This is a genomic window from Bacillus sp. MZGC1 (genome assembly GCF_002998605.1).
In the GTDB taxonomy this organism is placed as follows: domain Bacteria; phylum Bacillota; class Bacilli; order Bacillales; family Bacillaceae; genus Bacillus.
The window spans coordinates 142,758-166,146 of the sequence record NZ_PVRE01000003.1; the positions used below are offsets into that span (position 1 = coordinate 142,758).

22 protein-coding genes and 1 other annotated feature are annotated in these 23,389 nt (G+C 42.5%); of the genes, 6 read left to right on the forward strand and 16 right to left on the reverse strand.

Going from position 1 to position 23,389, the window contains the following annotated elements; genetic code table 11:
* Positions 1 to 23: 23 nt before the first annotated feature.
* Positions 24 to 983 carry a type I pantothenate kinase gene (gene coaA / locus C6Y06_RS10120; protein ID WP_034661193.1) on the reverse strand — a complete coding sequence of 320 codons (960 nt, stop codon included), beginning with the start codon at positions 981 to 983 and terminating at the stop codon, positions 24 to 26.
* Between the two features lie 187 nt (positions 984 to 1,170).
* On the opposite strand from coaA, the gene C6Y06_RS10125 reads away from it, so the two are divergent.
* Positions 1,171 to 2,499: a CoA-disulfide reductase gene (locus tag C6Y06_RS10125; RefSeq protein WP_106036840.1), complete on the forward strand. Its 1,329-nt coding sequence runs from the start codon at positions 1,171 to 1,173 to the stop codon at positions 2,497 to 2,499.
* A gap of 64 nt (positions 2,500 to 2,563) precedes the next feature.
* Here the strand turns inward: C6Y06_RS10125 and C6Y06_RS10130 are convergent, their stop codons facing one another.
* Together C6Y06_RS10130 and C6Y06_RS10135 are read right to left on the reverse strand one after the other, a co-directional pair.
* A complete protein-coding gene (locus C6Y06_RS10130) occupies positions 2,564 to 3,340 on the reverse strand; it encodes an SDR family NAD(P)-dependent oxidoreductase (RefSeq protein WP_106036841.1) in 777 nt (258 codons plus the stop codon).
* Between the two features lie 12 nt (positions 3,341 to 3,352).
* Positions 3,353 to 4,303 (reverse strand): MBL fold metallo-hydrolase, encoded by a 951-nt coding sequence (locus C6Y06_RS10135; RefSeq protein WP_106031027.1) that lies wholly within the window; start codon positions 4,301 to 4,303, stop codon positions 3,353 to 3,355.
* Positions 4,304 to 4,472: 169 nt separating this feature from the next.
* Positions 4,473 to 4,684, forward strand: a binding site (T-box leader).
* A gap of 41 nt (positions 4,685 to 4,725) precedes the next feature.
* Here C6Y06_RS10135 and proC point away from each other — a divergent pair.
* Entirely contained in the window at positions 4,726 to 5,553 is an 828-nt protein-coding gene (gene proC / locus C6Y06_RS10140; RefSeq protein ID WP_106036842.1) for a pyrroline-5-carboxylate reductase, read from the forward strand.
* A gap of 46 nt (positions 5,554 to 5,599) precedes the next feature.
* On the opposite strand, the gene C6Y06_RS10145 is transcribed toward proC, so the two are convergent.
* Both C6Y06_RS10145 and C6Y06_RS10150 read right to left on the reverse strand, forming a co-directional pair.
* Positions 5,600 to 6,082, reverse strand: coding sequence for a DinB family protein (locus C6Y06_RS10145; RefSeq protein ID WP_106036843.1), 483 nt, complete (start codon positions 6,080 to 6,082; stop codon positions 5,600 to 5,602).
* A gap of 126 nt (positions 6,083 to 6,208) precedes the next feature.
* Positions 6,209 to 7,822 carry a M20/M25/M40 family metallo-hydrolase gene (locus C6Y06_RS10150; protein WP_106036844.1) on the reverse strand — a complete coding sequence of 538 codons (1,614 nt, stop codon included), beginning with the start codon at positions 7,820 to 7,822 and terminating at the stop codon, positions 6,209 to 6,211.
* Positions 7,823 to 7,962: 140 nt separating this feature from the next.
* Between C6Y06_RS10150 and namA the strand changes: the two genes are divergently transcribed.
* Together namA and C6Y06_RS10160 are read left to right on the forward strand one after the other, a co-directional pair.
* A complete protein-coding gene (namA, locus tag C6Y06_RS10155) occupies positions 7,963 to 8,979 on the forward strand; it encodes an NADPH dehydrogenase NamA (protein ID WP_095285364.1) in 1,017 nt (338 codons plus the stop codon).
* 119 nt (positions 8,980 to 9,098) lie between these two features.
* A complete protein-coding gene (locus C6Y06_RS10160) occupies positions 9,099 to 9,863 on the forward strand; it encodes an alpha/beta fold hydrolase (protein WP_106036845.1) in 765 nt (254 codons plus the stop codon).
* 47 nt (positions 9,864 to 9,910) lie between these two features.
* On the opposite strand, the gene C6Y06_RS10165 is transcribed toward C6Y06_RS10160, so the two are convergent.
* Together C6Y06_RS10165 and rnz are read right to left on the reverse strand one after the other, a co-directional pair.
* Positions 9,911 to 11,218 (reverse strand): aspartate aminotransferase type Ic, encoded by a 1,308-nt coding sequence (locus C6Y06_RS10165; RefSeq protein ID WP_066030694.1) that lies wholly within the window; start codon positions 11,216 to 11,218, stop codon positions 9,911 to 9,913.
* A 139-nt stretch (positions 11,219 to 11,357) separates the two neighbouring features.
* Positions 11,358 to 12,287, reverse strand: a complete 930-nt coding sequence (gene rnz, locus C6Y06_RS10170) for a ribonuclease Z (protein ID WP_106036846.1) — start codon at positions 12,285 to 12,287, stop codon at positions 11,358 to 11,360.
* A gap of 221 nt (positions 12,288 to 12,508) precedes the next feature.
* Between rnz and zwf the strand changes: the two genes are divergently transcribed.
* The gene (zwf, locus tag C6Y06_RS10175; RefSeq protein WP_106036847.1) at positions 12,509 to 13,984 is read left to right on the forward strand and encodes a glucose-6-phosphate dehydrogenase; all 1,476 of its coding nucleotides are present in this window, start codon (positions 12,509 to 12,511) and stop codon (positions 13,982 to 13,984) included.
* Positions 13,985 to 14,031: 47 nt separating this feature from the next.
* On the opposite strand, the gene C6Y06_RS10180 is transcribed toward zwf, so the two are convergent.
* From C6Y06_RS10180 to C6Y06_RS10220, 9 genes are all read right to left on the reverse strand, one after another.
* Positions 14,032 to 14,754 carry a GntR family transcriptional regulator gene (locus C6Y06_RS10180; protein ID WP_034661205.1) on the reverse strand — a complete coding sequence of 241 codons (723 nt, stop codon included), beginning with the start codon at positions 14,752 to 14,754 and terminating at the stop codon, positions 14,032 to 14,034.
* A 152-nt stretch (positions 14,755 to 14,906) separates the two neighbouring features.
* The gene (locus tag C6Y06_RS10185) at positions 14,907 to 16,313 is read right to left on the reverse strand and encodes a glycoside hydrolase family 1 protein (protein WP_060596796.1); all 1,407 of its coding nucleotides are present in this window, start codon (positions 16,311 to 16,313) and stop codon (positions 14,907 to 14,909) included.
* Positions 16,297 to 17,643 (reverse strand): PTS cellobiose transporter subunit IIC, encoded by a 1,347-nt coding sequence (gene celB / locus C6Y06_RS10190; protein ID WP_034661207.1) that lies wholly within the window; start codon positions 17,641 to 17,643, stop codon positions 16,297 to 16,299. Before celB ends, C6Y06_RS10185 begins: the two co-directional genes overlap by 17 nt.
* A gap of 25 nt (positions 17,644 to 17,668) precedes the next feature.
* On the reverse strand, positions 17,669 to 18,001 hold the full coding sequence (locus C6Y06_RS10195; protein ID WP_060596797.1) for a PTS sugar transporter subunit IIA: 333 nt from the start codon (positions 17,999 to 18,001) through the stop codon (positions 17,669 to 17,671).
* Positions 18,002 to 18,004: 3 nt separating this feature from the next.
* Positions 18,005 to 18,316, reverse strand: coding sequence for a PTS sugar transporter subunit IIB (locus C6Y06_RS10200; protein WP_003215713.1), 312 nt, complete (start codon positions 18,314 to 18,316; stop codon positions 18,005 to 18,007).
* A gap of 143 nt (positions 18,317 to 18,459) precedes the next feature.
* Positions 18,460 to 19,245 carry a glucose 1-dehydrogenase gene (locus C6Y06_RS10205; protein ID WP_060596798.1) on the reverse strand — a complete coding sequence of 262 codons (786 nt, stop codon included), beginning with the start codon at positions 19,243 to 19,245 and terminating at the stop codon, positions 18,460 to 18,462.
* Between the two features lie 12 nt (positions 19,246 to 19,257).
* Entirely contained in the window at positions 19,258 to 20,106 is an 849-nt protein-coding gene (locus C6Y06_RS10210; RefSeq protein WP_189288359.1) for a GRP family sugar transporter, read from the reverse strand.
* A 122-nt stretch (positions 20,107 to 20,228) separates the two neighbouring features.
* A complete protein-coding gene (gene gndA / locus C6Y06_RS10215; protein ID WP_060596800.1) occupies positions 20,229 to 21,638 on the reverse strand; it encodes an NADP-dependent phosphogluconate dehydrogenase in 1,410 nt (469 codons plus the stop codon).
* A gap of 98 nt (positions 21,639 to 21,736) precedes the next feature.
* Positions 21,737 to 22,993, reverse strand: coding sequence for a DNA polymerase IV (locus tag C6Y06_RS10220; RefSeq protein ID WP_106036849.1), 1,257 nt, complete (start codon positions 22,991 to 22,993; stop codon positions 21,737 to 21,739).
* Between the two features lie 106 nt (positions 22,994 to 23,099).
* On the opposite strand from C6Y06_RS10220, the gene C6Y06_RS10225 reads away from it, so the two are divergent.
* Positions 23,100 to 23,381 (forward strand): hypothetical protein, encoded by a 282-nt coding sequence (locus tag C6Y06_RS10225; RefSeq protein ID WP_003215677.1) that lies wholly within the window; start codon positions 23,100 to 23,102, stop codon positions 23,379 to 23,381.
* The last annotated feature ends 8 nt before the right edge of the window (positions 23,382 to 23,389 follow it).

Genomic DNA, 23,389 nt, shown 5'->3' on the forward strand with positions numbered 1-23,389 from the left:
GCTCTCGTTTGAGCGGTTTTTCTTTATACTCGGCGGATAGCAATCTCTTCCACCTTATGCTGATCACCTTTTTTCAAAATGAGATCGGCTCGATATTTTGTCGGTAAAATATTTTGATATAAATTAGGGCGATTGACGGTATTCCAAATCGTGCTTGCCATGTGATCTGCCTCTTCATCCGTCAAATCTTTGTATTGATGAAAGAAGGATTCAGGGTCTTGGAAAGCTGTTTCCCTTAGCAAACGGAACCGTTCTTTATACCATGATTGAATTTGCGTTTCAGCAGCATCTACATAAATCGAAAAATCAAAGAAATCTGATACAAACACACGCGGTTCATCCTTCAGATCATCCAGCGCTGGGGATTGCAGCACATTGATTCCTTCAATGATGACAATATCGGCATCCTCCACTGTTTCATACACCCCTTCAAGCCGGTCATAGGTCAGATGCGAATATACCGGGGCATGAACAGTTTGTTTGCCTGATTTTAATTCGTTTAAAAAAGATAACAAGGCTTTGACATCATAGCTTTCCGGGAAGCCTTTCTTTTCCATGAGTCCTCGATCCTTTAATTCTTTTTGAGGATACAAAAAGCCATCTGTTGTCACAAGACTCACTTTCAGCCCATCTCCAAGTCTCGATAAAAGCGTTTCAATGATACGAGCCGTTGTACTTTTCCCGACAGCCACACTTCCAGCAATCCCAATTAAAAAAGGGATTTTCGCATGATGCGGGTAGTTTAAAAAGGCATTCACATGCTGATTTTTTTGTTTTTCTGCAAAGACATGCAATGTCAGAAAACGAATAAGTGGTATGTAAATATCTTGAACTTCTTCAAGCGATAAATAGTCATTTAATCCTTGAAGTGCTCTCGCTTCCTCTTCTGAAACAGATACCGGCATATATTCCCCAAGTGCAGACCAAGCCTCTCTTGTATGCCGTGTATATAAAGTATTAAAATCTAGTCGCGTGTCACTCAAAGTCTTTCCCACCAATCTTCACTAAACTCGTAACCAAAAAGACGATAATCCGATTGTAGCTTAAAATGAAGGCGCTGTCTTTATTTTTCAACTAAAGTTTGCTTCTTTTGCGAAAAAAAGCATTAAAAAAAGGAAAATGAGGGTAAATAAGAGTATTCAGTTCGATAGATAGAAGGGAGCACACCAAATGAAATATGTGATGATTGGCGGAGATGCAGCAGGAATGAGCTGTGCTATGCAAATATATAGAGAGGATCCAGAGGCACATATTGTCGCTTTTGAAAAAGGAGAGATTTTCTCATATGGACAGTGCGGCCTTCCCTACTTGATCGGCGGTCTCATTGATCATCACAGCAAGCTGATTGCACGCAGCGCTGAAACCTTTCGCGACAAATATGGAATTGATGCTAGATGCTTACACGACGTGACCTCCATTGACCCAAAGCAAAAAACGGTGTCAGGTCATCATACGAAAACAAAAGAACCATTTACCGAAAGCTTTGACCGCCTCTTAATTGCGACAGGAGCAAGCCCCGTCACACTGGGTTTAGACAATCAGCCGCTAGAAGGCGTACACGTATTAAAAACCATTCCGCATGCGCTGTCCATTTTAGACCATTTAAAACAAAATATCACACATGTCACCATCATTGGCGGCGGGTATATTGGCTTAGAAATGGCTGAAAATTTAAAAGCGCTGGGAAAAAAAGTACATATCATTCAGCGGGGTTCAACACTAGGTCCGGGCTTTGACCCCGATATGGCGAAGCACCTGAAAGAAGAGGCGGATGCCCAAGGTATTCACGTGACACTTGGGGAAACCGTGCAGACATTAGAGGGCGAGTCACATGTAACAGCTGTTCAAACAGACAAACAAACCATTAAAACGGATATGGTCATCATGGCCATCGGCGTCACACCGCAAACATCCTTTTTAGACAAAACAGGAATCAAGCGTCTTCCAAATGGCGCCATTGTTGTAAACGAATACATGCAAACCAATGTAAAAGACATCTATGCTGCCGGGGATTGCGCAGCAACTTATCACCGCATCAAACAATCACTAGATTATATTCCGCTCGGCACAACGGCGAATAAACAAGGAAGAATCGCTGGTTTTCATATGACGGGAACAAACCGGGCGTTTCAAGGCGTGACTGGAACAGCAGTCATGAAATTTATGAGCATGACAGCGGGACGAACGGGCTTATCAGAAAAGGAAGCACAAGCAGCTGACATTCCTTATTCCACCATCACCATTGACAGTACGGATCACGCTGGATATTTTCCAGATGCGCAGAAAATGAAAGTCAAACTGATTTACAGAAGTGATGACTACACCTTGCTCGGTGCCCAAATCATCGGAAGAAACGGTGTAGATAAACGGATCGATGTGATGGCAACAGCCCTTTACCAACAGCTGACCATAACAGATCTAGAAGATTTAGATATTAGCTATGCCCCGCCTTTTAACAGTGTGTGGGACCCGCTTCAGCAAGCGGCAAGGCGGAGATAAAAAGACGGTCAAAATGGCGTCTTATCTCAAAAAAAGAAACCAGCTCACGACCGGTTTCTTTTTGTTATTTTTTCATCATCGCTTTGCATGCTGCTTTTTCAAATAAAAACGGGAATAATTGATACAATTTACTGCCAGCGTTCATCCATCCAGGCAGATTAATCTCTCTTTTTTTCGTCATCATGGCGGATACGACCTTCCCAGCCACCTTGTCCGCACTAAGCATCATGAATTCAACATTCTTCACATATTCACCGCTGCGATCGGCGATGGTAAAAAAGTCAGTGGCGATCGGTCCTGGATTCACCGTGGTGACGTGAATGCCGAGGTCTGCCAGCTCCATTCTAAGGCTGTTTGAAAATCCAAGGACGGCATGCTTTGATGCCGAATAAATGGCTGATTTCGGAGTGGCAATCTTTCCTGCCTGAGAAGCAATATTGATAATATGTCCCTGTCCTCTTTGTTTCATCTCTGGAATGACCTTTTTCGTGCAGGCGATTAAGCCAAACACGTTTACTTCAAACATCGACACCATTTCCTCAATGGACGCATCTTCAACGAGGTCAAACGCACCAAAACCGGCATTGTTAACCAAAATATCAACAGCCCCCACTTCTTGATATGCGCGATCAATGTCCTCAAGGTGACTGACATCTAACTCCACGATGTGACACACCCCGCCAGCACTCATAATCTTTTCTTTTACACCCGTCAGCTTTTCGATTCGTCTTGCTGAAATAATGATTTCTGCGCCTTCTTCTGCTGCCAAGTACGCCATTTTTTCACCAATGCCCCCAGATGCGCCTGTAATCCATATCCTCTTTCCTGTTAATCTCCCCATGCGTTTCACTCCTTAGTTTGCCCTGTAATAGAGAATTCCGTCTTTTTGCACTTCTTCAATTTGCCCGGCTTCTAAGAGGACATCCAGCTGCCCAACTGTCTCCGACATCGTTAAAAATAAGGCCTCTTCATACAGCACTGGAAATAGCTTGCGGCAAAGATGAAAGGCAGTCATTTCTTTTCGTTTGAGCAGCTGATACATCGTATTTGCCCGTTTCTCTTGTTTCTTAAATCTTTCTTCGATCAATTCATGATGAGAGGTAATGAGCTCACCGTGTCCTGGATAAATCGTCTTGATTGGCAGATGCAATAATCGATTGAGTGATGCTTTATATTGAAGCAGCGATTTTTGGCGTTCCTCCCCTTCAAACGGCGCTTCCATTAACGGGTTTGAGGAAATGGTCGTCAAAAGCAGGTCTCCACCAATGAAATGGCCCGTTGTTTCATCTAGAAAGGAAAGATGAGATTGTGCATGTCCCGGTGTTTCCATCACGAAGAAGTGTTCATGCTCTTTCAACCGATCGCCTTCTTTGATGACGTCATCTACATGTGCAGTACAGGAATATGTATAAGATTGCTTCACGATTCTTTCACACTCACCTTGACGAAGCGGCACACCTAACTGCTGAAAAAAGCGTTCCATAAAAGCAATTTGACGCTCTTTAAACACAGGGTCCTGGCTAATATACGGCTCATTTAACTCGTGTCCGATTACACGGACATGAGGTTTCATCAGATTTAAAAGACCGACATGATCTGCATGATGATGGGTCAACACCACTTGATCAATATCGTCTATCGATAAACGATGCTCTTGTAGTTGCGCGACAAAGGCGTGCTCCGCCTCTTCTGTCATCGGCCCGCAGTCCACTAAGGTCACGGCTTCTCCTTTTAATATATATGCATGTACATCCCCAACAGCAAACGGTGTAGGGATGGATAATTGAATGATGTCTTCTTTCACTTTTATATGTCATCTCCTGCTTTTTGACTCATGGTTCATTGTAACTCTGTCTTCTTTATTCATTGTATCTTGCAAAAGGCAGACTGTCATGCGGTTTAGGCGGTCAATTTTTTTATCTGTCCCTATTGACACAAACTTGTCCATCGTTGCATAATGAACAACAAATATAAGATGCGCGATGACAAGGATTAGTAAGCAAAATAATGATGAAAGAGAGTGAGGTCCGCCGGCTGTAAGGCCTCACCGTCCTCTTATTTGCTGAACCTGCCCTTTGAGCTGTTAGGCAAACCTAAACGTTTCCCGCGTTAAGGGACTAGAGCTGAGTATGCATGTCTGCATGCTAATTGAGGGTGGTACCGCGAAAAACCTTTCGTCCTTTTCAGGCGAGAGGTTTTTTTATTTTCTACAAGGAGGAGCAGCTTATGAGTAAAATTGGATTTATTGGCGCAGGCTCGATGGCAGAGTCGATGATAAAAGGTTTATTAAAAAGCGGCATCATGTCAAATGAAGATATTATTATCACAAACAAAACGAATGAAAAACGTCTAGAAGAATTAAAGGTGCGTTATGGGGTCAAAACGGATTTCTCTCGTTCTTTTATTTATGAAGAAGCGGATATTCTCGTATTTGCTTTAAAACCGAAAGATGCGGAAAGCGGGATATCTGATGTGCGGCCTCATTTACAAGGACAGTTGATCATTTCGATTTTAGCTGGCATCTCCATTGAAACGATTCAGCACTATGCTGGCGAGAAGACTGCGGTGGTTCGCGCAATGCCAAATACATCAGCGGCGATTCAGCAATCAGCAACAGGCATTGCCGTAAGTCAAGAAGTGACAGAGGATCAAAAGAATAAAGCAATCGAGCTGTTTGAAACGATCGGTCATGTGACGGTATTGGATGAATCACAGCTGAATGCTGTTACAGCTATTGCAGGAAGCGGCCCTGCCTTCATTTATCATTTGATTGAAGGAATGGAGCGAGGCGCCTCGGAACTTGGGATGGACCAAGCAACAGCGAAGTTACTCATTTGCCAGATGATTGCGGGCGCCGCCAACATGCTTCAAAGCAGCGGTAAAGAACCTGCTGAATTGCGCAAAGAAATCACAAGTGAAGGCGGAACGACAGAAGCCGGCCTGAACACACTTGCTGCCTATCAATTTGAAGAAGCCGTTGTCGATTGTGTTAAAACGGCAACAAAACGCGCAGCAGAATTAAACGAAATGTTTTCAGCAAGCACGTATAAATGATAGAGAAAAGCACCTGTTTTGATGACAGGTGCTTTTTTACATACTGCTATCGTTCACTCTTTGACATGATGGCTTTGATTTGATCCAGATGATGTTGTTCATGTAAAGCGATGGTTTCAGCTAATATTTGCACTGTCATCACCCCTTCTTCAGGATGCACACCCGATTGCTCCCATGTATCCTTTTCTAATAGATGAAGTGTGTTGTTTCTTCTCTCTTTCAATCGTTTGATCAGTGCTTTGATCTCCTGTTCGTTATACCTTTCATAGCCTCTTTCCTTCACATATATTTCAGGATCATACGATTGAAAAGGCGTCTGCTCATCTGATATCGCCTGCTCTATCCGCTCTGACCAGACTTCTTCTGTATCATACAAATGCCCTGCGATTTGCTTGATCGACCACTTGCCCTCTCCCAAAGATTGATCTAGCGTGTGCTCATCACATGTTTCCACTAGCTTTTCTAGTTCACGGATACTTTCCTGAAGCGATGTAATGATGTCTGTTTTTGTTAATTTTCCAGTTTCCATTTCATCCTCACAATCTCCCTTCAAATAAGTGTAAGTCTTATTCTTTATCATACTCTATCTAAGTCGATGGATCGTCTATTTAAAAATAAAAGCCCTATCATCACGATAGGGCTCTTCATCATATACTTACTTTTTCTCTAACAAAGCATGAATCGCTGATTCTAGTAATTCTGGCAAAATGCCGAATGAGAACGGGATGTGCAGCCGCTCTGTCCATTTGTGCGGGTCCTTTCCTAATGGCCCCACGTTAATAACTGGAACGTAAAGTGCTCCCTTTTCTCCTTCCGGTAAAGAATAGCCTTTTTGATAAAGCGGCATATTGGTCGTGTAATGACCTACTTCCTGTTTTTCGAGCTGTAAGTAACTTAAATCAGACAATCCGGGGAAATATTTCACTTCTTCTATTTCAAGTCCATAACTCTTTTTTGCCTCTATTTGAATCCTCTTTAAGGTTGCTTGGATATGCGGATCTTCCGTTGAAGAAACCGCAGGATAAAATGGCGGACTATAAAATAGAACAATCAGCGGCCCTTCTTCCTTACAAAGCGTAGTCAGCTCAGAGATGATTTTGGTTGAAAAATCACGATCTCCAAGCTCACCTCGATTGGCGAACGCATAGTTAACAATGCGTTCAACCTCCTGTTTACCTGAGCGTTCTGCAGCTTTTTGATACAGCTCATGATACGTGAGAACCGTAATCTTCGTATCAATCGGTGTAAAAGGTTTAAAGCGCTGAAATTCAACTGTTTTCTGTTTGAGATTTGCCTCGATTTCGTTTGCTGCTCGTTTCGCAGTGTCATAGAGAAGCCCGTGCAGTTCTTCACTTGAACGATTCATCATCAGCACATTAAATAAAGAAACAGCTGTGTGAGGTGTTTGAACGGAATAGGCTTCTTTTAAGTCCTTTTGCATCAAGTTGGTGGGCGGCGGCGTGACTTCACCGTCTACTTCCTCACAATAATCACTATTCAGCTCTAACAGCCGGTTTAATTCAGATACCATAAAATTCGCATTTAAGCCTGAGAATGGCTCTCCTACATGCGTTTCAATTCCTTTGCAGAAAAATCCGGCCAGCACCTTCCCTATACTGCCTGTATACATATATTTGTGTTCATCACCTGGATAATTTTCAAACATGGGCTCACTGTTTAAGCACGCGGTATAGTCAAGGTCATGCTTTTCCTTAAGCTCCTTTAGTTTCGGAACAGCTTCAAGCATTCCTTGAGAATTCACTTCTTCATCAGGGACTGTGACGAGCAGGACATTTCCATGAAAGGTTTCTGTCATCGCTCTTTCCAGCATAGAAAGCTGTACAGTAAGACCTGCTTTCATATCCATGGCACCTCTTCCAAACAACCAGTCACCTGAAGCTAGATCTTCTCTTGCTCTTTTTGGGAGAAGCGCACTTTTTTGAGAAAATGACGCCATTAACTCTTCTGGCTTGCATGCCATGTTTTGAAATTCACCGTAATCTTCTGTATCGACGACATCGAAATGACTAAGCAGCAAAACGGTACGTGGCAGCGTGCTGCGCTTTACAAGCGCCGTTAAATAATACCGGCCATCTTTCATCGGATGCAAAGCCAAATGATCAGGGTTCTGCTTGAAATAAGGCCGCTCCCTCAGCAAATAATATAAATATTCAGCTAACGCGACTTCTCCAGTTGTACCCGATATGCTTTCATACTGCATAAGAGCGGTGAGCAGTTCCTTTAGTTCACTCTCTGTTTGCCATTTCATCCCTTTTCCCCCTTTGTTGTCTCTATCTCTCCATTATACAAAAACGCGTATAAAAGCTATATTCTTTGAGCACCTTTTATGACGAAAGTTTGAATGGCTGTTATAATCGGCTATACAAAGCCATGAGGAGGCGAAGGTATTTGGAAACAAAACTCTTTTCACCTTGGACATTAAAAGGTGTTACACTGAAAAACCGCATCGTGATGTCCCCGATGTGTATGTATTCATCCTATGACCATGATGGGAAATTACAGCCTTTCCACTTTACGCATTATATTTCCCGTGCCCAAGGTCAGGCTGGCCTGATCATGGTGGAGGCAAGTGCTGTTTCTCCCGAGGGAAGAATTAGTGATCAAGACCTCGGTATTTGGAGTGATGAGCACATTGAAGGATTTGCTTCATTAAACGAACAAATCAAAGCATACGGAACCAAGACAGCTATCCAGCTGGCTCATGCAGGGCGTAAGGCTGAACTAGGTGGTGACATCCTGGCACCATCAAGCATTCCATTTGATGAACAGTCTAAAACCCCTGCCGAGATGTCTATCGATCAAATCAAAGATACCGTTCAGGCGTTTCAGGATGCAGCTGTCCGAGCAAAAAAGGCCGGCTTTGACATCATTGAAATTCATGGGGCGCATGGCTATTTGATCAATGAATTTCTTTCACCGCTGGCAAATCATCGAACAGATGACTATGGCGGTTCACCAGAGAACCGTTATCGTTTCTTAAGAGAAGTCATCGATGCAGTCAATGAAGTATGGGACGGACCATTATTTGTCCGTGTGTCTGCTTCTGATTACACGACAAAAGGACTTGATATTGCAGATTACATTGGCATTGCTACATGGCTGAAGGAACAAGGTGTCGACTTAATCGATGTCAGCTCAGGCGCTGTCGTACAGGCGAAAATCAACACATTCCCTGGCTACCAAGTGACCTTCGCAGAAAAAATAAAAGAAGGTGCCGGTATTCAAACAGGGGCAGTCGGTCTGATCACATCTGGTGTACAGGCAGAGGAAATTTTACGAAATCAGCGTGCAGACTTAATCTTTATAGGCAGAGAATTTTTACGGGATCCATACTTTCCAAAAACAGCTGCTCAAGAACTTCGTACATCTATCGAAGGCCCGCGTCAATATGATCGCGCTTGGTAAAAGCTCATAGAAAAAAGGTGTCTATTTTTTGAAATAGGCATCTTTTTTGTTTTTAAGAGAAACATATCAGCCTTTTGTGCCGTCTTTTAGCTAAAGAACCACTTAGAGGAGATGGAAGAATGAACTCGGCAATGATTGAAAGAATGTATCATATAGATGGACATCATTTTTATACAAAACATCGTCAAGGCAAAAGGCAAGCCACCATTATCTTTGAAGCAGGCTACGGCATTTCGGGTGATACGTGGTCGAATATGGTCCGCGATATTGATCCTGAGCTTGGGGTTTTCTTATACGATCGATTAGGAAATGGAAAGAGCAGTGACAGCAGTGAAGGAAGAACATTGCATGATCTTGCAGATGATTTAGATGCGCTGCTAGAAGAAGCCAATATTCAGCCGCCCTTTCTCATTGTGGCTCACTCATTTGGCTCTCTTGTCAGCCGGTTATGGGCAAGCCGCAGAGGAGATGACGTCATTGGCATGGTGATGTTAGACCCAGCAAGTGAGGAGCAAGAACAGGTCATCCTGCCGCTTTTATCAAAGGAAGAACGCACCTCATATATGGCGCAATTCACAGCAGAATGTACGCATGAGGACTTTCAGCAAATGCTAAGTACAATGAAAGAGGAGCAAACCCATTATGGGATGATGCCGCTCCTTGTCATTTCATCAGGTAAGAGCCGATTGTTTCATCCAGCGCATGAAGCTTGGCTCAGACTTCATAAACGGATGCTGTCTTTGTCATCCCAAAGCGGATGGATTCAGGCGCAGAACAGCTCGCACTATATTCATCATGATGAACCGCATATTGTGCAGCTTGCGATCTATGATGTATGGTGCGCAGCCAAACAACCTGTTTCCTATTATCAAACAGCCAATTAAAAACAAAAACTCCTTGACTAGTTATCAGTCAAGGAGTTTTCTTTTCTTTATGCCGTTGGAGCAGACTGACTTTTTTTAGAAAGCAGCTTTTCAATGCTTACAAGCTGAACACATAATGTAAAGATGTCAATCGCTTGCTCTAGTTCTTCAAGTGTTGGGAACGTTGGCGCAATGCGAATGTTACGATCAAGCGGGTCTTTTCCATAAGGATATGTCGCGCCTGCACCTGTCATTGTAACACCTGCTTCTTTTGCCTTTTGCACAACAGCTTTTGCACAATGATCGAGCGTATTTAAACTAATGAAATATCCGCCATTTGGCTTGTGCCATTCAGCAATGTCTTTCCCGCCAAGTGTTTCATCAAGAATGGAAAGAACGAGGTCAAACTTTGGCTTAATGATCGCTGCATGTTTTTTCATATGTTCCTTCAAGCCTTCTGGATTCTTGAAGAAACGAAGATGTCTTAATTGATTGATTTTGTCTGGTCCGATCGTTTGAACCGATAATTGCTTTTGAGTGAAGCTTACATTGTCCGGGCTAGACGCCATCAGTGCAATACCTGATCCTGGGAATGTAATTTTAGAAGTAGACGCAAACATAAACACACGATTTGGGTGCCCTGCTTCCTCTACTGCTTGAAAAATATCTTTTAACGTATCAGGCGTATCAGTTAGATGATGGACTGCGTATGCATCATCCCAAAAAATGCGGAAGTCGTCTGCTTTTGTTTTCATAGAAGCGAGGCGGTCAACAACCTCATCTGAATACGTAATGCCATCTGGGTTGCTATATTTCGGTACACACCAAATGCCTTTAATCGCTTCATCTTCTGCGACCAATTTTTCTACCTGATCCATATCAGGTCCATCAGCCTTCATATCGACTGTGATCATCTCTATGTTAAATAGCTCACAAATGGCAAAGTGACGGTCATATCCTGGGCTTGGTGCAAGGAATTTTACTTTTGGCAGCTTTCCCCAAGGTGTTTTGCTGTCATATACGCCGTGAGTCATGGCACGGGCAATGGTATCGTGCATCATATTAAGGCTGGAATTACCGCCGATGATGATTTGTTCTGGCTTCAGATTGAGTACATCTGCAAAAAATGTCTTCGTTTCAGGAAGCCCTGTCAAGCCGCCATAGTTTCGCACATCTGTGCCATCTTCAGCAGTCATCGCATCCTTTGATGTCACAACATCGAGCATGCCCATAGACAAATCGAGCTGTTTTGGTGAAGGTTTTCCTCTAGACATGTCTAAGTGTAAGTTTTTACTTTTATAAGTTTCGTACTCATTTTGTAGTGCTGCATATAGGTCATTTAATTCTGCTTCACTTAACGCTGTAAAACCGCTCATCTTTGATTGTGCCTCCCGTATTCTTCATAGTTTCATTCGTCATTTGTTTTTTCTTCACCATTTTACCACTACCTGAAAAAGAGAGTCATTATAAATATCAAAAAAATCACACAACTTTTTTTGACGATTCATCCAATTTTTACAGCGTGCGGTCAATGGAAAAAGAAAAGAAATCATGTGCAGCTTCTGTCAGCGGGAATATATCGCGGGCTTCTTTCAATAGTTGTTTCAGTGCCTCTTCTCCTTGGTAACGTGCACTAATATGGGTCAAAATTAATCTTTTTGCGCCTGCTTCCTGCGCCGTTTTCGCTGCTTGTTCTGTCGTGCTGTGATAATAATTGTAGGCTAGATCAGCATCTTCTTTACCGAATGTTGCTTCATGGACTAACACATCCGCATCTTTGGCAAGCCTTGTTATATTCTCGCATAAACGGGTATCTCCTGAAAATGCAACGATTCTCCCTTTTTTAGGGGGTTCCAAATAATCGGTTCCATCAATGATTCTTCCATCTTCGAGTGTCACGGTTTCCCCATTTTTTAACTTCTGATACAAAGGTCCAGGTTTTACACCGATTTCTTTCAGGTCTTCGGCTTTTAATGCACCTGGTACATCTTTTTCCACTACCCGATAGCCGTAAGCTGGAATACCGTGAGATACTCGTCTTGCTTCTACTTGAAAGGTATCATCTTCAAATATGATCCCTTCATCTATCTCTATGATATGCAGCGGATATGTCAAATGCGTTTGTGTAGCTGAAAGTGCTGCGTTCACAAACGCTTTGATGCCCTTAGGCCCATAGATCGTTAGTTCATCCTCTCCGCCTTGAAAGGATCTGCTGCCAAGCAGTCCTGGGAGACCGTATACATGATCACCATGCATATGAGTGATAAATATTTTCTCGACCTTTCTCGGTTTAATCGTTGTATGTAATATTTGATGTTGCGTCGCTTCTCCGCAATCAAAAAGCCACACTGCTTTTCTTTCTTCTAAAAGCTTTAGCGCAGTGCAAGTGACGTTTCTAGTTTTTGCAGGAATGCCTGCACCTGTTCCTAAAAAGAGCAGTTCCATTACTTTTCCTCCTAAAGCCGGTATACAATATCTTCATTCATATAGAATACATGAAGACAAGGTAAATGTGAATTCAGCGGAATTTTCGAAAAAAGTCAAACGAGAGCAGAAAAAGTCGAATCAAATGTTTGCTTTACGAACAATGAACCTTTAAAATAAAGAAAATGTACATACAATCTCGGTTTTTACAACAATGCTACGAATAAAGTGAGGTACTTTTCGTGAATACAGAAACTAACAATCCAAAAGCAGTCATTGTCATTTTTGGCGCAACAGGAGATCTTGCCAAACGCAAGCTCTACCCTTCTATACATAGACTTTTTCATAGCGGAAAGCTTGGTGATCAATTCGCCGTCGTCGGTGTTGGACGCCGTCCGTGGTCTCATGAGGATCTCAGAGCTGTGGTAAAAGAATCTGTTTCTTCTGATGATGCAGAAGCGAAAATAGAGGAATTCAGTTCGCATTTTTATTATCACGACTTTGACGTATCAAGCCCTGCTTCCTATCAATCGCTTAACACACTTTTAGCAGGCCTTGAAGATACGTACAGTATCCCAAATAACCGAATGTTCTATTTAGCGATGGCACCGGAATTCTTCGGAACGATTGCGAAGTTCCTAAAAAGTGAAGGCGTATCAAAAACAACCGGCTGGTCAAGACTTGTCATTGAAAAACCATTTGGCCATGACCTGCCAAGTGCCAAAACATTAAATGAAGAAATTCGAGATGCATTCTCTGAAGATCAAATTTATCGTATTGACCACTATCTCGGTAAACAAATGGTTCAAAACATTGAGGTCATCCGTTTTGCGAATGCCATCTTTGAACCACTTTGGACAAACCGATATATCTCAAACATTCAAATTACATCTAGTGAATCATTAGGGGTTGAAGACCGGGCTCGCTATTACGAAAGTTCAGGTGCACTAAGAGATATGGTCCAAAACCATATGCTTCAAATGGTGGCACTTTTAGCAATGGAGCCGCCAATTAAGCTGAATACAGAGGAGATCCGCAGCGAAAAACGGAAAGCATTACGCGCTCTTCGTCCTTTCTCTAAAGATGAGGTCGATCAATTCTTTGTCCGCGGACAGTATGATGCTGGTACGGTTGATGGCAGCATGGTTCCTTCCTATCTTGAAGAGCAAAATGTAGACCCGAACTCAAACACAGAAACCTTCGTTGCAGGGAAGCTGCTCATTGATAACTTTAGATGGGCCGGGGTGCCATTTTACATTCGTACAGGAAAACGATTAGAAAAGAAATCTACTCAAATCGTTGTTCAATTTAAAGACATTCCAATGAACCTGTACTATGGAAACGGAAATTCCATGCATCCAAACTTACTCGTCATTCACATTCAGCCAGATGAAGGCATTACCCTTCACCTGAACGCTCGCAAGCTTGATGGCGGTACGTATGCGAAACCGATTAAGCTCGACTACCAAACAAACTATAACGACATCATGAATACACCAGAAGCATATGAAAAGCTGATTCATGACTGCTTGCTAGGCGATGCAACGAACTTTGCTCACTGGGATGAAGTGGCGCTTTCTTGGAACTTTGTTGATCCGATTTCTGAAAAATGGGCAGAAACCAAAACATTAAAACCAAATTATCCTGCTGGTTCAATGGGACCAAAAGAAGCCGATCAGCTTCTAGAAAAAGACGGATATCATTGGTGGAATATATAAAATGAAATAAAAAAAGAGCAGTCTCCCTCGGGGGTTCTGCTTTTTTTTTAACGTCCTGTTTTCGTAATTTCAACCGTTGAAAAGTCGAACTTATCATAGCGGTGATGACTAAAGGAGTACTCAAACGGGCGGCCTGTGTTTAAATAAGCAACCTGCTCGACTTCGAGCACAGGATCCGTTGGGTCACAGCCTAAATATTGCTGGTCCAGCTCATCTGATTTAGCCGCTCTAATTTTCTTGTGCGCTCCTGCCACTTTTAAATGGAGTTCATTTGATATGTAGCCATAAATCGATCCCAATAAAACCTCTTCATCTATGCCCTTAATGACATTGACCGGCATAAACGTTTTTTCTAATACATATGGCTCCTCATCCACGAGGCGGAGCCGGATGATGTCATAAACGGGTGTGGTTAAGTCAATGGATAGGTGGGCTGCCACTTCTTCGCTTGGAAAATGGACATCAAAGCGAATGATTTGGCTCGTGACGTTTTTGTCCGCCATGACTTTCGTGAATCCTTTATTTTCATGACCAGATACATTAATAGCCCCTTGGTTTAGCGCTGCCTTCACAATAAATGTGCCGTGGCCTCTTTTTCTAAAGAGCAGACCTTCTGCTACGAGAAGATCGAGCGCACGCTTCATCGTCATTCGGCTGCATTGAAATTCAGCGGCAAGCGAGTTTTCATCTGGAATGGGTTGATCTTCTGGATAATAAGCTGTTCCTATTCGTTTTCTGATTTCTTCTGAAATGAGTTCGTACTTTTTCATCTCACACCACCAACTGACTTGTTTTTTCATAGCTTCCTCTCATTCTACACTAAGCCTAGTGAGCTTAAAAGGTACCAGCCATTTTTGTTTCATCCACTTACCGTCACATAAGAAAAATACTTGCCCTTTTCAGGAAAGAGCAAGTATCTTGATTAAAAACCGTTATTCTCTGATACCGATTGAAACCAGTATCCGCTTTTCTTGATGGTTCGTTTCCCGTCTTCTTGAAGATCAACTGAGACAAATCCATAACGATTCTTATAGGCATTCGACCATGACCAGTTATCCATAAACGTCCACAGATGATAGCCTTTTACATTACTTCCTTCTTGAATGGCTTGATGCACCCATTTGAGATGCTCAGAAATAAAGTCAATGCGATAATCGTCATGAATCATTCCTTCTTTATCCTTAAACCGCTCTTCTCCTTCGACACCCATTCCATTTTCAGAAATAAAGCATTCAATATTATCATAGTCTGTTTGAACTTTTTTCAATATATCATAAATACCTTTTTCATAGATTTCCCAGCCTCGATACACATTCATTTTTCTTCCCGGCATTTCAAACGCATCAAAATAATGATTTGGCATAAATGGTGCTTTCGGATGCGGCATATGCTCTTTCGCTTTCACTCTTCTTGGCTGATAATAGTTGATCCCAAGGAGGTCGACGGTATTCTCTTGAATGAGCTCAAGGTCTCCTTCTTCAATACTTGGCATAAAGCCTTCTTTCTTTAAGACCTCTACTAGTTTTTCTGGGAAATGTCCCTTCACCGCAGGATCTAGGAAGGAACGGTTAAAGAAAGCATCAGCCATCTCAGCTGCTTCTACATCGCATGGATTCTGGCTTCTTGGATAAGATGGGGTAAGATTTAGGATGATGCCAATCTTCCCGCCTTGCTGCAGCTTTTTATAAGCCGCAATCGCCTTAGCATTTGATAAAAGTTCATGAAAACCGACCTGTACAGCCTTTTGGAAATCGACTTCGTTTGGATAATGAAAGCTATACATATACCCGCCCTCTACAGGAACTATCGGTTCATTATGGGTAAACCATTTTTTCACCCGGTCGCCAAATAATTGAAAGCACAATTCCGCATAGCTGACATAATCATCTACTACCTGTCTGTTCACCCATCCGCCTTTTTCCTGCAGCGCCATTGGCATATCGAAATGGTACAGGTTCACAAACGGCTCAATATCATGTGCAATCAGTTCATTGATCACATCATTGTAAAAAGATACTGCTTCTTCATTGACCACACCTTTCCCTTCAGGTAAAAGACGTGACCATGAAATGGACAGCCGAAATGAATTGTGCCCAATTTCTTTCATCAGACGGATATCCTCTTTATATTTTCGATAAAATTGGGATGTCACGTTTGGGCCTACACCATCAAAAAAACGAGTCGGCTCTTGTTCAAACCAATGATCCCAAATATTCGGTCCCTTACCATCTCCAGGGACACTGCCTTCTGTTTGCGTGGCAGAGGCAGAAGATCCCCACCAGAAACCTTCTGGAAATGTATATGATTGCTTGTTATTTTCCATCGACATGTATTGAGTCTCCTTCGCCTTTGATGTTTGTTGTCTTCGTTTTTTCCGTTGGGGTTATTTTTTCATTCTTCACATTCATACGGTCAATAAACTTCAGGAACGGGAACCAAATGACAAACACAATCATCAGATTAAACAGCTGAAGCAGACCGCCCGCTAGTGAATTTGTTGCCATTATTCCGCTAATAAAGATCGGCACCGTCCATGGAATATTCACGCCTGTCGGCGGCGGTACAATGCCTGTTGCCATCGCAAAATAAGAAATACATGTAATGACCATTGGCGCCAAAATCCATGGAATGAGAATAAGTGGATTCATGACAATCGGTAAACCGAAAATAATCGGTTCATTGACGTTAAATAATCCTGGTCCTAAGCCGAGCTTTGCTACTTGTTTTAATTGCTTACTTTTCAGGAAAATTAAAATCGTAAACACAACAGCCAGCGTCATACCGGTTCCGCCCATGCCAACCGTATAGATTTCGATAAACTGCTTGCTGATGATATTCGGAACCTCACCAGTTTTTGTGTAGCTCTCTAGGTTTTGAATGGACAATGTATTCCAAATCGGGTCCATGACAGAGTTGATAATAATTTGGCCGTGGAGCCCAAAGAACCAAAGAATTTGTATAAAGAAAACAGCGATCAAGGTCGGGATGATACCGCTTCCAAGTCCAACAAGCGGCGCCTGAATGGCATGATAAATCAGGTCATGCATGTTTGTTTTGAAGCCTTGTGTAATGATGATATTGATCAGTAAAAAGGTTGTGAGTGTCAAAGTAGCCGGGATCAGTGCAGCAAAAGACTTTGAAACAGCTGGCGGAACCCCTTGCGGCATATTGATGACAAATTTCTTTTGAACAAAATAACGATAAATTTCAGCAGACAAAAAGCCTGTGATCATTCCTAGGAACATCCCCTTTGCTCCTAAACGATCGACTGGGATCACACCTGCAATAGATGCACCGCCTTCTTGTTCTAGTAAAAATGGCGTCAGAAGCAAGAAAGAGGCTAAAGCAATCACGCCGCCAAATACAGCTTCCACATCATAGCTTTTCGATAAATAGTAGCCAATCCCAAATACAACAAACACGCTCATAATGCTGATGGTCGCACTTGGCGCGATATTCAGTGCAGACTGGACTCCTTCCAGTGCGGTTTGACTCATGATTTTATCTAAAAATGGCAAATTCATTAGCACAACCATAATGGAACCAAAAATGGTGAGCGGGAACGCAAGCATAAAAGCATCCCGTAATACGCCTAAATAACGGTTGTTGTTCAATCTCCCAGCAATCGGAACCAAAATGGCACTTATTTTATCAAACATTGGTTTCCCCCCTTGTTTACACCCTTTATTGTTTAAGCGATTGGAAAATCGGCAGGAGCTCTCCCACAAGCTCCTTGATCGTAATGGTGGACATTAAGTGATCTTCGGCGTGCATGAGCAATAAGGAGAAAGGCGTTTTCTCCCCGCCTGCCTCTTGCTGCACGAGTTGAAAATGGATACCATGAGCATGACGTAAATCTTCTTCCGCTTCTTTCATGAGACCAAATGCCTCATCTTCTTGACCTTCTCGAAATTGTTTAAGAGATTGAAGCAATTTGCTGCGTGCATTTCCACTGTGTAAGATCAATTGAAAACTGACTTGTTCCTCTGTGAGCCCTTCGAGTGTTTTCTTTTCCATTCTTTACGATTCCTCCATCAATGTAACGGCTTGTTCATACGCTTTTTGTCCATCGGCAAGCCCGTACGCCTGCATATCTATGACCTCTACTGCAATCCCGTATTTTGTTGCTTCTTTTTGAAGATCCCCTTTTAAAAAGCTCATTTGCGGTCCAATTAACACAACATCCGCATTCGCCATTTCTTTTCTCGCTTGATCTTGCCCAACTGCCCAAATTTCTGCCTCGTCCCCTATTGAGTCGGCATGAGCCTTCATCTTTGTAACTAGTAAACTCGTAGACATTCCTGAACTGCATGCTAATAAAATACGTTTCATTTCTCTCACCCCATTGTTGTAATAAAAGCGCTTCCATTTAATATTATATATTTTTATTTTTAAATGTCTAGACATTTAATTTTATTTGTCTGTATTTTATATAAAAAAAGAGCGTCATGTGTGTACGCTCTTTGTCTTTCTCCCTATCCTTTTCCTGCCTGGAAGCCAGGATACTTTGTCATGCCGCCGTCCACATAGAGCGTCAAGCCTGTGACATAGCTTGCCTCTTTTGACGCCAGCCAGACAGCACATGCTGCCACTTCTTCCGGCTTTCCAATATAGCCGATGGGGATCAATTCAATCACGCCTTTTTTCAATGCGGGATCATCGAATTTCTCAGCATTGATCGGGGTATCGATGGCGCCTGGTGCAATGCTGTTTACACGGATTTTTTTAGGGGCGTATTCTAGTGCCAGCGTTTCTGTCAGCAGCTTGGCGCCCCCTTTACTTGCTGCATAATGAACGAAATGAGGCCAAGGGATTTGCTGGTGAACCGACGACATATTGATGATCGATCCTTCTATCCCGTGATCTGTCATATACTTCAGTGCATCACGGCAGCCGAGAAACATACCTGTTAAATTGGTCGACATGACTTTGTTCCAATTATCAAGCGTCATTTCTGTGGAAGGCACTTCGTTTTCAATACCTGCGTTATTGATCATGACATCAAGGCTGCCGTACGAATGAATGGCTTTATCAATCATTGCCCGCATATCCTCTTCCTTTGATACATCTCCCTTGATTTTCACAGCCTGGCCGCCATTTTTTTGAATATCCGCAATGGTGTCATCCGGATTTTCTTGATCTGAGAAATAATTGATCACCACATTGGCTTTTTCTTGTCCAAACCGGCGCGCCATTGCTTGCCCTATTCCTGTGCCGGCTCCTGTAATCAGGACTGTTTTTCCTTCTAAATCTGGATACATTCGTTTACCCTCCTATTTTGTAAAGCCTAGCAGCACGCCGCCTGCAATGATCATCAAGCAGCCTGCAATGACAAAGCTTGTTCTGGATGCTTTCTCTTTTAATAAGTAAATGCCGCCTAATGTTGAGATGACAATCCCTGTCTGTGACATCGAAAAGCTTACGGCTACGCCAATGAGCGGAATGGCCATTAGAAGCCCAAGATTTCCTGTCGACCAAACCAAACCGGCAATGATATTTTTAAACGTATATTTACTAAACGGGTTCTGTTTTAGACTAATCGCCAAGGATGAAAGCAGCATACCGACCGATTGCGGAACGAGGGCAGACCACCCATCAATATGAAACCATCTTAAAATGACGACATATCCGACATAGCCAACCGTTGAGATGAGCAGAATAATGATCCCTTTTTTGAAATTGCCTCCACCGTTCCCGCCGCCATTCTTCTTTTGACCGAGCGATGTCATCACAACACCTGCAATAATCAGTAAAATGGCGCAAGAACCAATGAGTATGACCGTCATCGTTTGCCATTCTTTAAAAACCATGACACCAAATAAAGTAGTGCTCACAAGCTGCATGCCTGTTGACAAAGGAACCGCCTTCGAGACTCCGAGAAACGCAACACTTGAAAGCTGATTCATTTGTCCAATGCTCCAAAAGATGCCTGAAATCACAGAAACCGCAAAAATAAACGGTGTCAGCTCTGGCATTTTGATGAAGAAGGCTGCAATTGAAAATAAAAATGCGCCAAGCGTAATGCCGAGCGTTTGCTGGTATGCATTCCCGCCAAGTTTGACACTGATCAGAACAATACTTCCCCAAAATATTGCTGGGAGAAGTGCATATAAGATGCCCACTTCTATCCCTACTTTCTTTTCTTTTTTACATAGCATCCCTCTTTTTCGCATTTTTAGCCGAAAAGATGCAAACACAAAAAAACCTTACCAATCCAATGGTAAGGTTTTTCTGACGTTCTATTTTATTTCATCCATTCCGTATGGAAGACGCCTTCTTTATCTGTGCGCTCATACGTATGTGCACCGAAATAGTCACGCTGCGCTTGAATTAAGTTCGCTGGCAGGACAGCTGTGCGATAGCTATCAAAGTAAGCAAGTGCACTTGAGAATGAAGGAACAGGAACTCCTTGCTCCACTGCAAGTGAAATGACTTTACGAAGTGATGATTGATAGCTTTGAGCAATATCCTTAAAGTAAGGATCTAGCAATAGGTTTTTCAGTTCAGGGTTACGGTCATATGCTTCTTTAATTTGTTGTAAGAAGGCTGCACGAATGATACATCCACCGCGGAAGATCATCGCAATTTCACCGTATTTTAAATCCCAGTTATATTCATCAGATGCTGCTTTCATTTGCGCAAAACCTTGAGCATACGAGCAGATTTTACTCATGAATAGGGCTTTTCTAACAGCTTCGATCAGCTCTTGTTTATTCTCAGCTGATTGCGTTGGCTCAGGACCTTGAATTGATTGACTTGCTTCTACACGCTCATCTTTCATTGCTGAAATATAGCGCGCAAAAACAGACTCAGTAATGATTGGAAGCGGGACACCTAGATCAAGAGAACTTTGGCTCGTCCATTTTCCAGTTCCTTTTTGACCAGCTTTATCTAAGATGACATCCACAAGCGGCTGGTTTGTTTCTTCATCCACTTTTGTGAAAATATCCGCTGTAATTTCGATTAAATAGCTGTCAAGCTCGCCTTTATTCCACTCTGAGAATACTTCATGAAGCTCCTCTGCTGATAAGCCAGCCACATGCTTCAAGATAAAGTATGATTCAGAGATCAATTGCATGTCTCCGTACTCGATGCCGTTATGGACCATTTTGACATAATGTCCTGCTCCATCTGGGCCGATATACGTTGTACATGGCTCGCCATCTACTTTCGCAGAGATCGCTTCTAAAATTGGTTTCACTAGCTCATGCGCTTCTTTTTGACCGCCTGGCATGATAGATGGACCTTTTAGTGCACCTTCTTCACCGCCAGAAACACCTGTACCAATGAAGTGGATACCACTTTCCGCAAGCTCTTGATTACGTCTTTGCGTATCCTTGTAATATGTATTTCCACCATCAATTAAGATGTCACCTTTCTCTAGGTGAGGAAGTAATGATTGAATGGTTGCATCCGTTGCTGCACCAGCTTTTACCATTAAAAGAATTTTACGCGGTGTTTCAAGCGACTGAACAAATTCTTCAATGCTGTATGTGCCTACAACGTTTTTTCCTTTTGATTCTTCGAGAAACTCTTCCGTTTTGCTGCTAGATCTGTTATAAACGGACACGGAGAAACCGCGGCTTTCAATATTAAGGGCAAGGTTTTTCCCCATAACGGCTAGTCCAACCACACCGATTTGTTGTTTTGACATAATTCTGACGTCCCTTCTAACACACTATATTGATTACTGCTGAAATGATGTACCCTTTGAAATTACCACAACACCACCTCTTTTATCAAGTTTTCAGGCTAGTCATTTCCTTTTTCGTCCTGAAAAAAGTCTTTATTAAAACTTGTTCCGCTTGTTTTGCTCTCTTTTTCCTTGATGGTCATTCCTCTTTGAATGAGTGATTTGCCATATTTTTCTTTCAGCCCTTCTAAAACGGTTTGGAGAGGCTCTTCTTTTGCATCTTCTGTATAGGAAAATAAATCAAGCTGTTTAACAGCTGCTTTTCGTTCTACAAGGTCTGTCCCCGTCACACCCAAGAGCCTCACGGGCTGGTCATTCCAATGTTTAAGGAATAACTGCTTTGCTGCCTCAAATAAGTCTTCCTTTCGATCCGTTGGATTCGTGAGTGTGACACTTCGCGTGATATTTTTCCAGCTTGCGTACCGTATCATGATGAGAAGCCGATTTGCCATCACTTCTTTTCTCCTTAATCTTGCACTCACAGATTGTGACAGCTTATCAATTAACGTGACAAGTTCATCTGGATCGTCAGAATCATGAGGAAGGGTTGACGAATTACCGACGGATTTAAATTCGTATATCCTTTCTGGGTCCACGATACTGTCATGTTCACCATTCGCCTTTTGCTTTAATCTCGGTCCATTGATGCCCAGTAATTCCTTTAGCGTATACTCATTTGCTTTCGCTAAATCTTCAATGGTATGAATGCCAATCGTTTTCAATTTATCTGCCGTTTTCTGTCCAACTCCGTGCATGTCACCGGCTGGCAGCGGCCATAGCATTTTCGGAACATCTCGTTTACGTAAAATCGTGATGCCCATTGGTTTTTTCCAATTAGACGCCATTTTCGCTAAAAATTTATTCGGTGCAATGCCAATACTTGAAGGAAGCATGAGCTCCTCTACAAGCCTCGTTTGAATATCATGAGCCGTTTTCACCGCATGCTCAGCATATGGCGTATGCGTTAAATCAATATAGCCCTCGTCAATGGATACGGGTTCGACTAAATCGCTGTATTCTCTTAGCATCGTAAACATCTCTTGTGAGGAGCTGCGGTACCGGTCAAAGTTAGGTGTACGGACAATCAGCCCCGGACAAAGCCGCTTCGCTTCCCATAACGGCATCGGGGGCTTTACACCTAGTGCTCTTGCCTCGTAGCTGCACGTCACAACAATCCCTTTACGCTCTTTCGCATTTCCGCTAATGGCTAAAGGTTTCCCTCTCAAAGAAGGATCATACGCCATTTCGACAGATGCATAAAAACTATTCATATCAATATGAAAAATAATTCGACCCTTCCTTTGAGAATCACCCATTTGCCTGCCTCCTACATTTATTGACTCTTGTTACTTCATGTTTGTTCCAATAGACATTTCATATAGTGTATAGTACACTGTGAGTAATGAAATGGATGTGATAATCATGATTATTGATACATTCAATGAAGTCTTTTTCCTTGTTGAATTCTTTACGATTATTCTTCCAGCGCTGACGGCTATCGGCATTGCGTTTTTATTAAAAGACTGCCGTATGAACGAACACCTCGGTGGACATCGTTTGGAAGAGTTGGACGCATCTTTATTGAACCGAACAGACTTTCTGTTTATCATATATGATCGCATTACAACTTGGATTAGTAAAGTCATTCGAATGAAACGATCATCAAATGATGATGAAGACCATTCGCTTCCTCTCTCTAATTAATTTTTTAA

Excerpts from the sequence above, each read along its gene's own strand:
- C6Y06_RS10195 (WP_060596797.1), bottom strand. The coding sequence starts at position 18,001 with ATGGAAAAGAAAACACTCGAAGGGCTCACAGAGGAACAAGTCAGTTTT.
- C6Y06_RS10130 (WP_106036841.1), bottom strand. The coding sequence starts at position 3,340 with ATGGGGAGATTAACAGGAAAGAGGATATGGATTACAGGCGCATCTGGG.
- C6Y06_RS10225 (WP_003215677.1), top strand. The coding sequence starts at position 23,100 with ATGATTATTGATACATTCAATGAAGTCTTTTTCCTTGTTGAATTCTTT.
- celB (WP_034661207.1), bottom strand. The coding sequence starts at position 17,643 with ATGTTTGATAAAATAAGTGCCATTTTGGTTCCGATTGCTGGGAGATTG.
- rnz (WP_106036846.1), bottom strand. The coding sequence starts at position 12,287 with ATGGAACTGCTCTTTTTAGGAACAGGTGCAGGCATTCCTGCAAAAACT.
- gndA (WP_060596800.1), bottom strand. The coding sequence starts at position 21,638 with ATGTCAAAACAACAAATCGGTGTGGTTGGACTAGCCGTTATGGGGAAA.
- C6Y06_RS10160 (WP_106036845.1), top strand. The coding sequence starts at position 9,099 with ATGAACTCGGCAATGATTGAAAGAATGTATCATATAGATGGACATCAT.
- C6Y06_RS10220 (WP_106036849.1), bottom strand. The coding sequence starts at position 22,993 with ATGGGTGATTCTCAAAGGAAGGGTCGAATTATTTTTCATATTGATATG.
- C6Y06_RS10125 (WP_106036840.1), top strand. The coding sequence starts at position 1,171 with ATGAAATATGTGATGATTGGCGGAGATGCAGCAGGAATGAGCTGTGCT.
- C6Y06_RS10180 (WP_034661205.1), bottom strand. The coding sequence starts at position 14,754 with ATGAAAAAGTACGAACTCATTTCAGAAGAAATCAGAAAACGAATAGGA.
- C6Y06_RS10165 (WP_066030694.1), bottom strand. The coding sequence starts at position 11,218 with ATGAGCGGTTTTACAGCGTTAAGTGAAGCAGAATTAAATGACCTATAT.
- C6Y06_RS10205 (WP_060596798.1), bottom strand. The coding sequence starts at position 19,245 with ATGTATCCAGATTTAGAAGGAAAAACAGTCCTGATTACAGGAGCCGGC.
- C6Y06_RS10185 (WP_060596796.1), bottom strand. The coding sequence starts at position 16,313 with ATGTCGATGGAAAATAACAAGCAATCATATACATTTCCAGAAGGTTTC.
- C6Y06_RS10150 (WP_106036844.1), bottom strand. The coding sequence starts at position 7,822 with ATGAAATGGCAAACAGAGAGTGAACTAAAGGAACTGCTCACCGCTCTT.
- C6Y06_RS10145 (WP_106036843.1), bottom strand. The coding sequence starts at position 6,082 with ATGGAAACTGGAAAATTAACAAAAACAGACATCATTACATCGCTTCAG.
- proC (WP_106036842.1), top strand. The coding sequence starts at position 4,726 with ATGAGTAAAATTGGATTTATTGGCGCAGGCTCGATGGCAGAGTCGATG.
- C6Y06_RS10200 (WP_003215713.1), bottom strand. The coding sequence starts at position 18,316 with ATGAAACGTATTTTATTAGCATGCAGTTCAGGAATGTCTACGAGTTTA.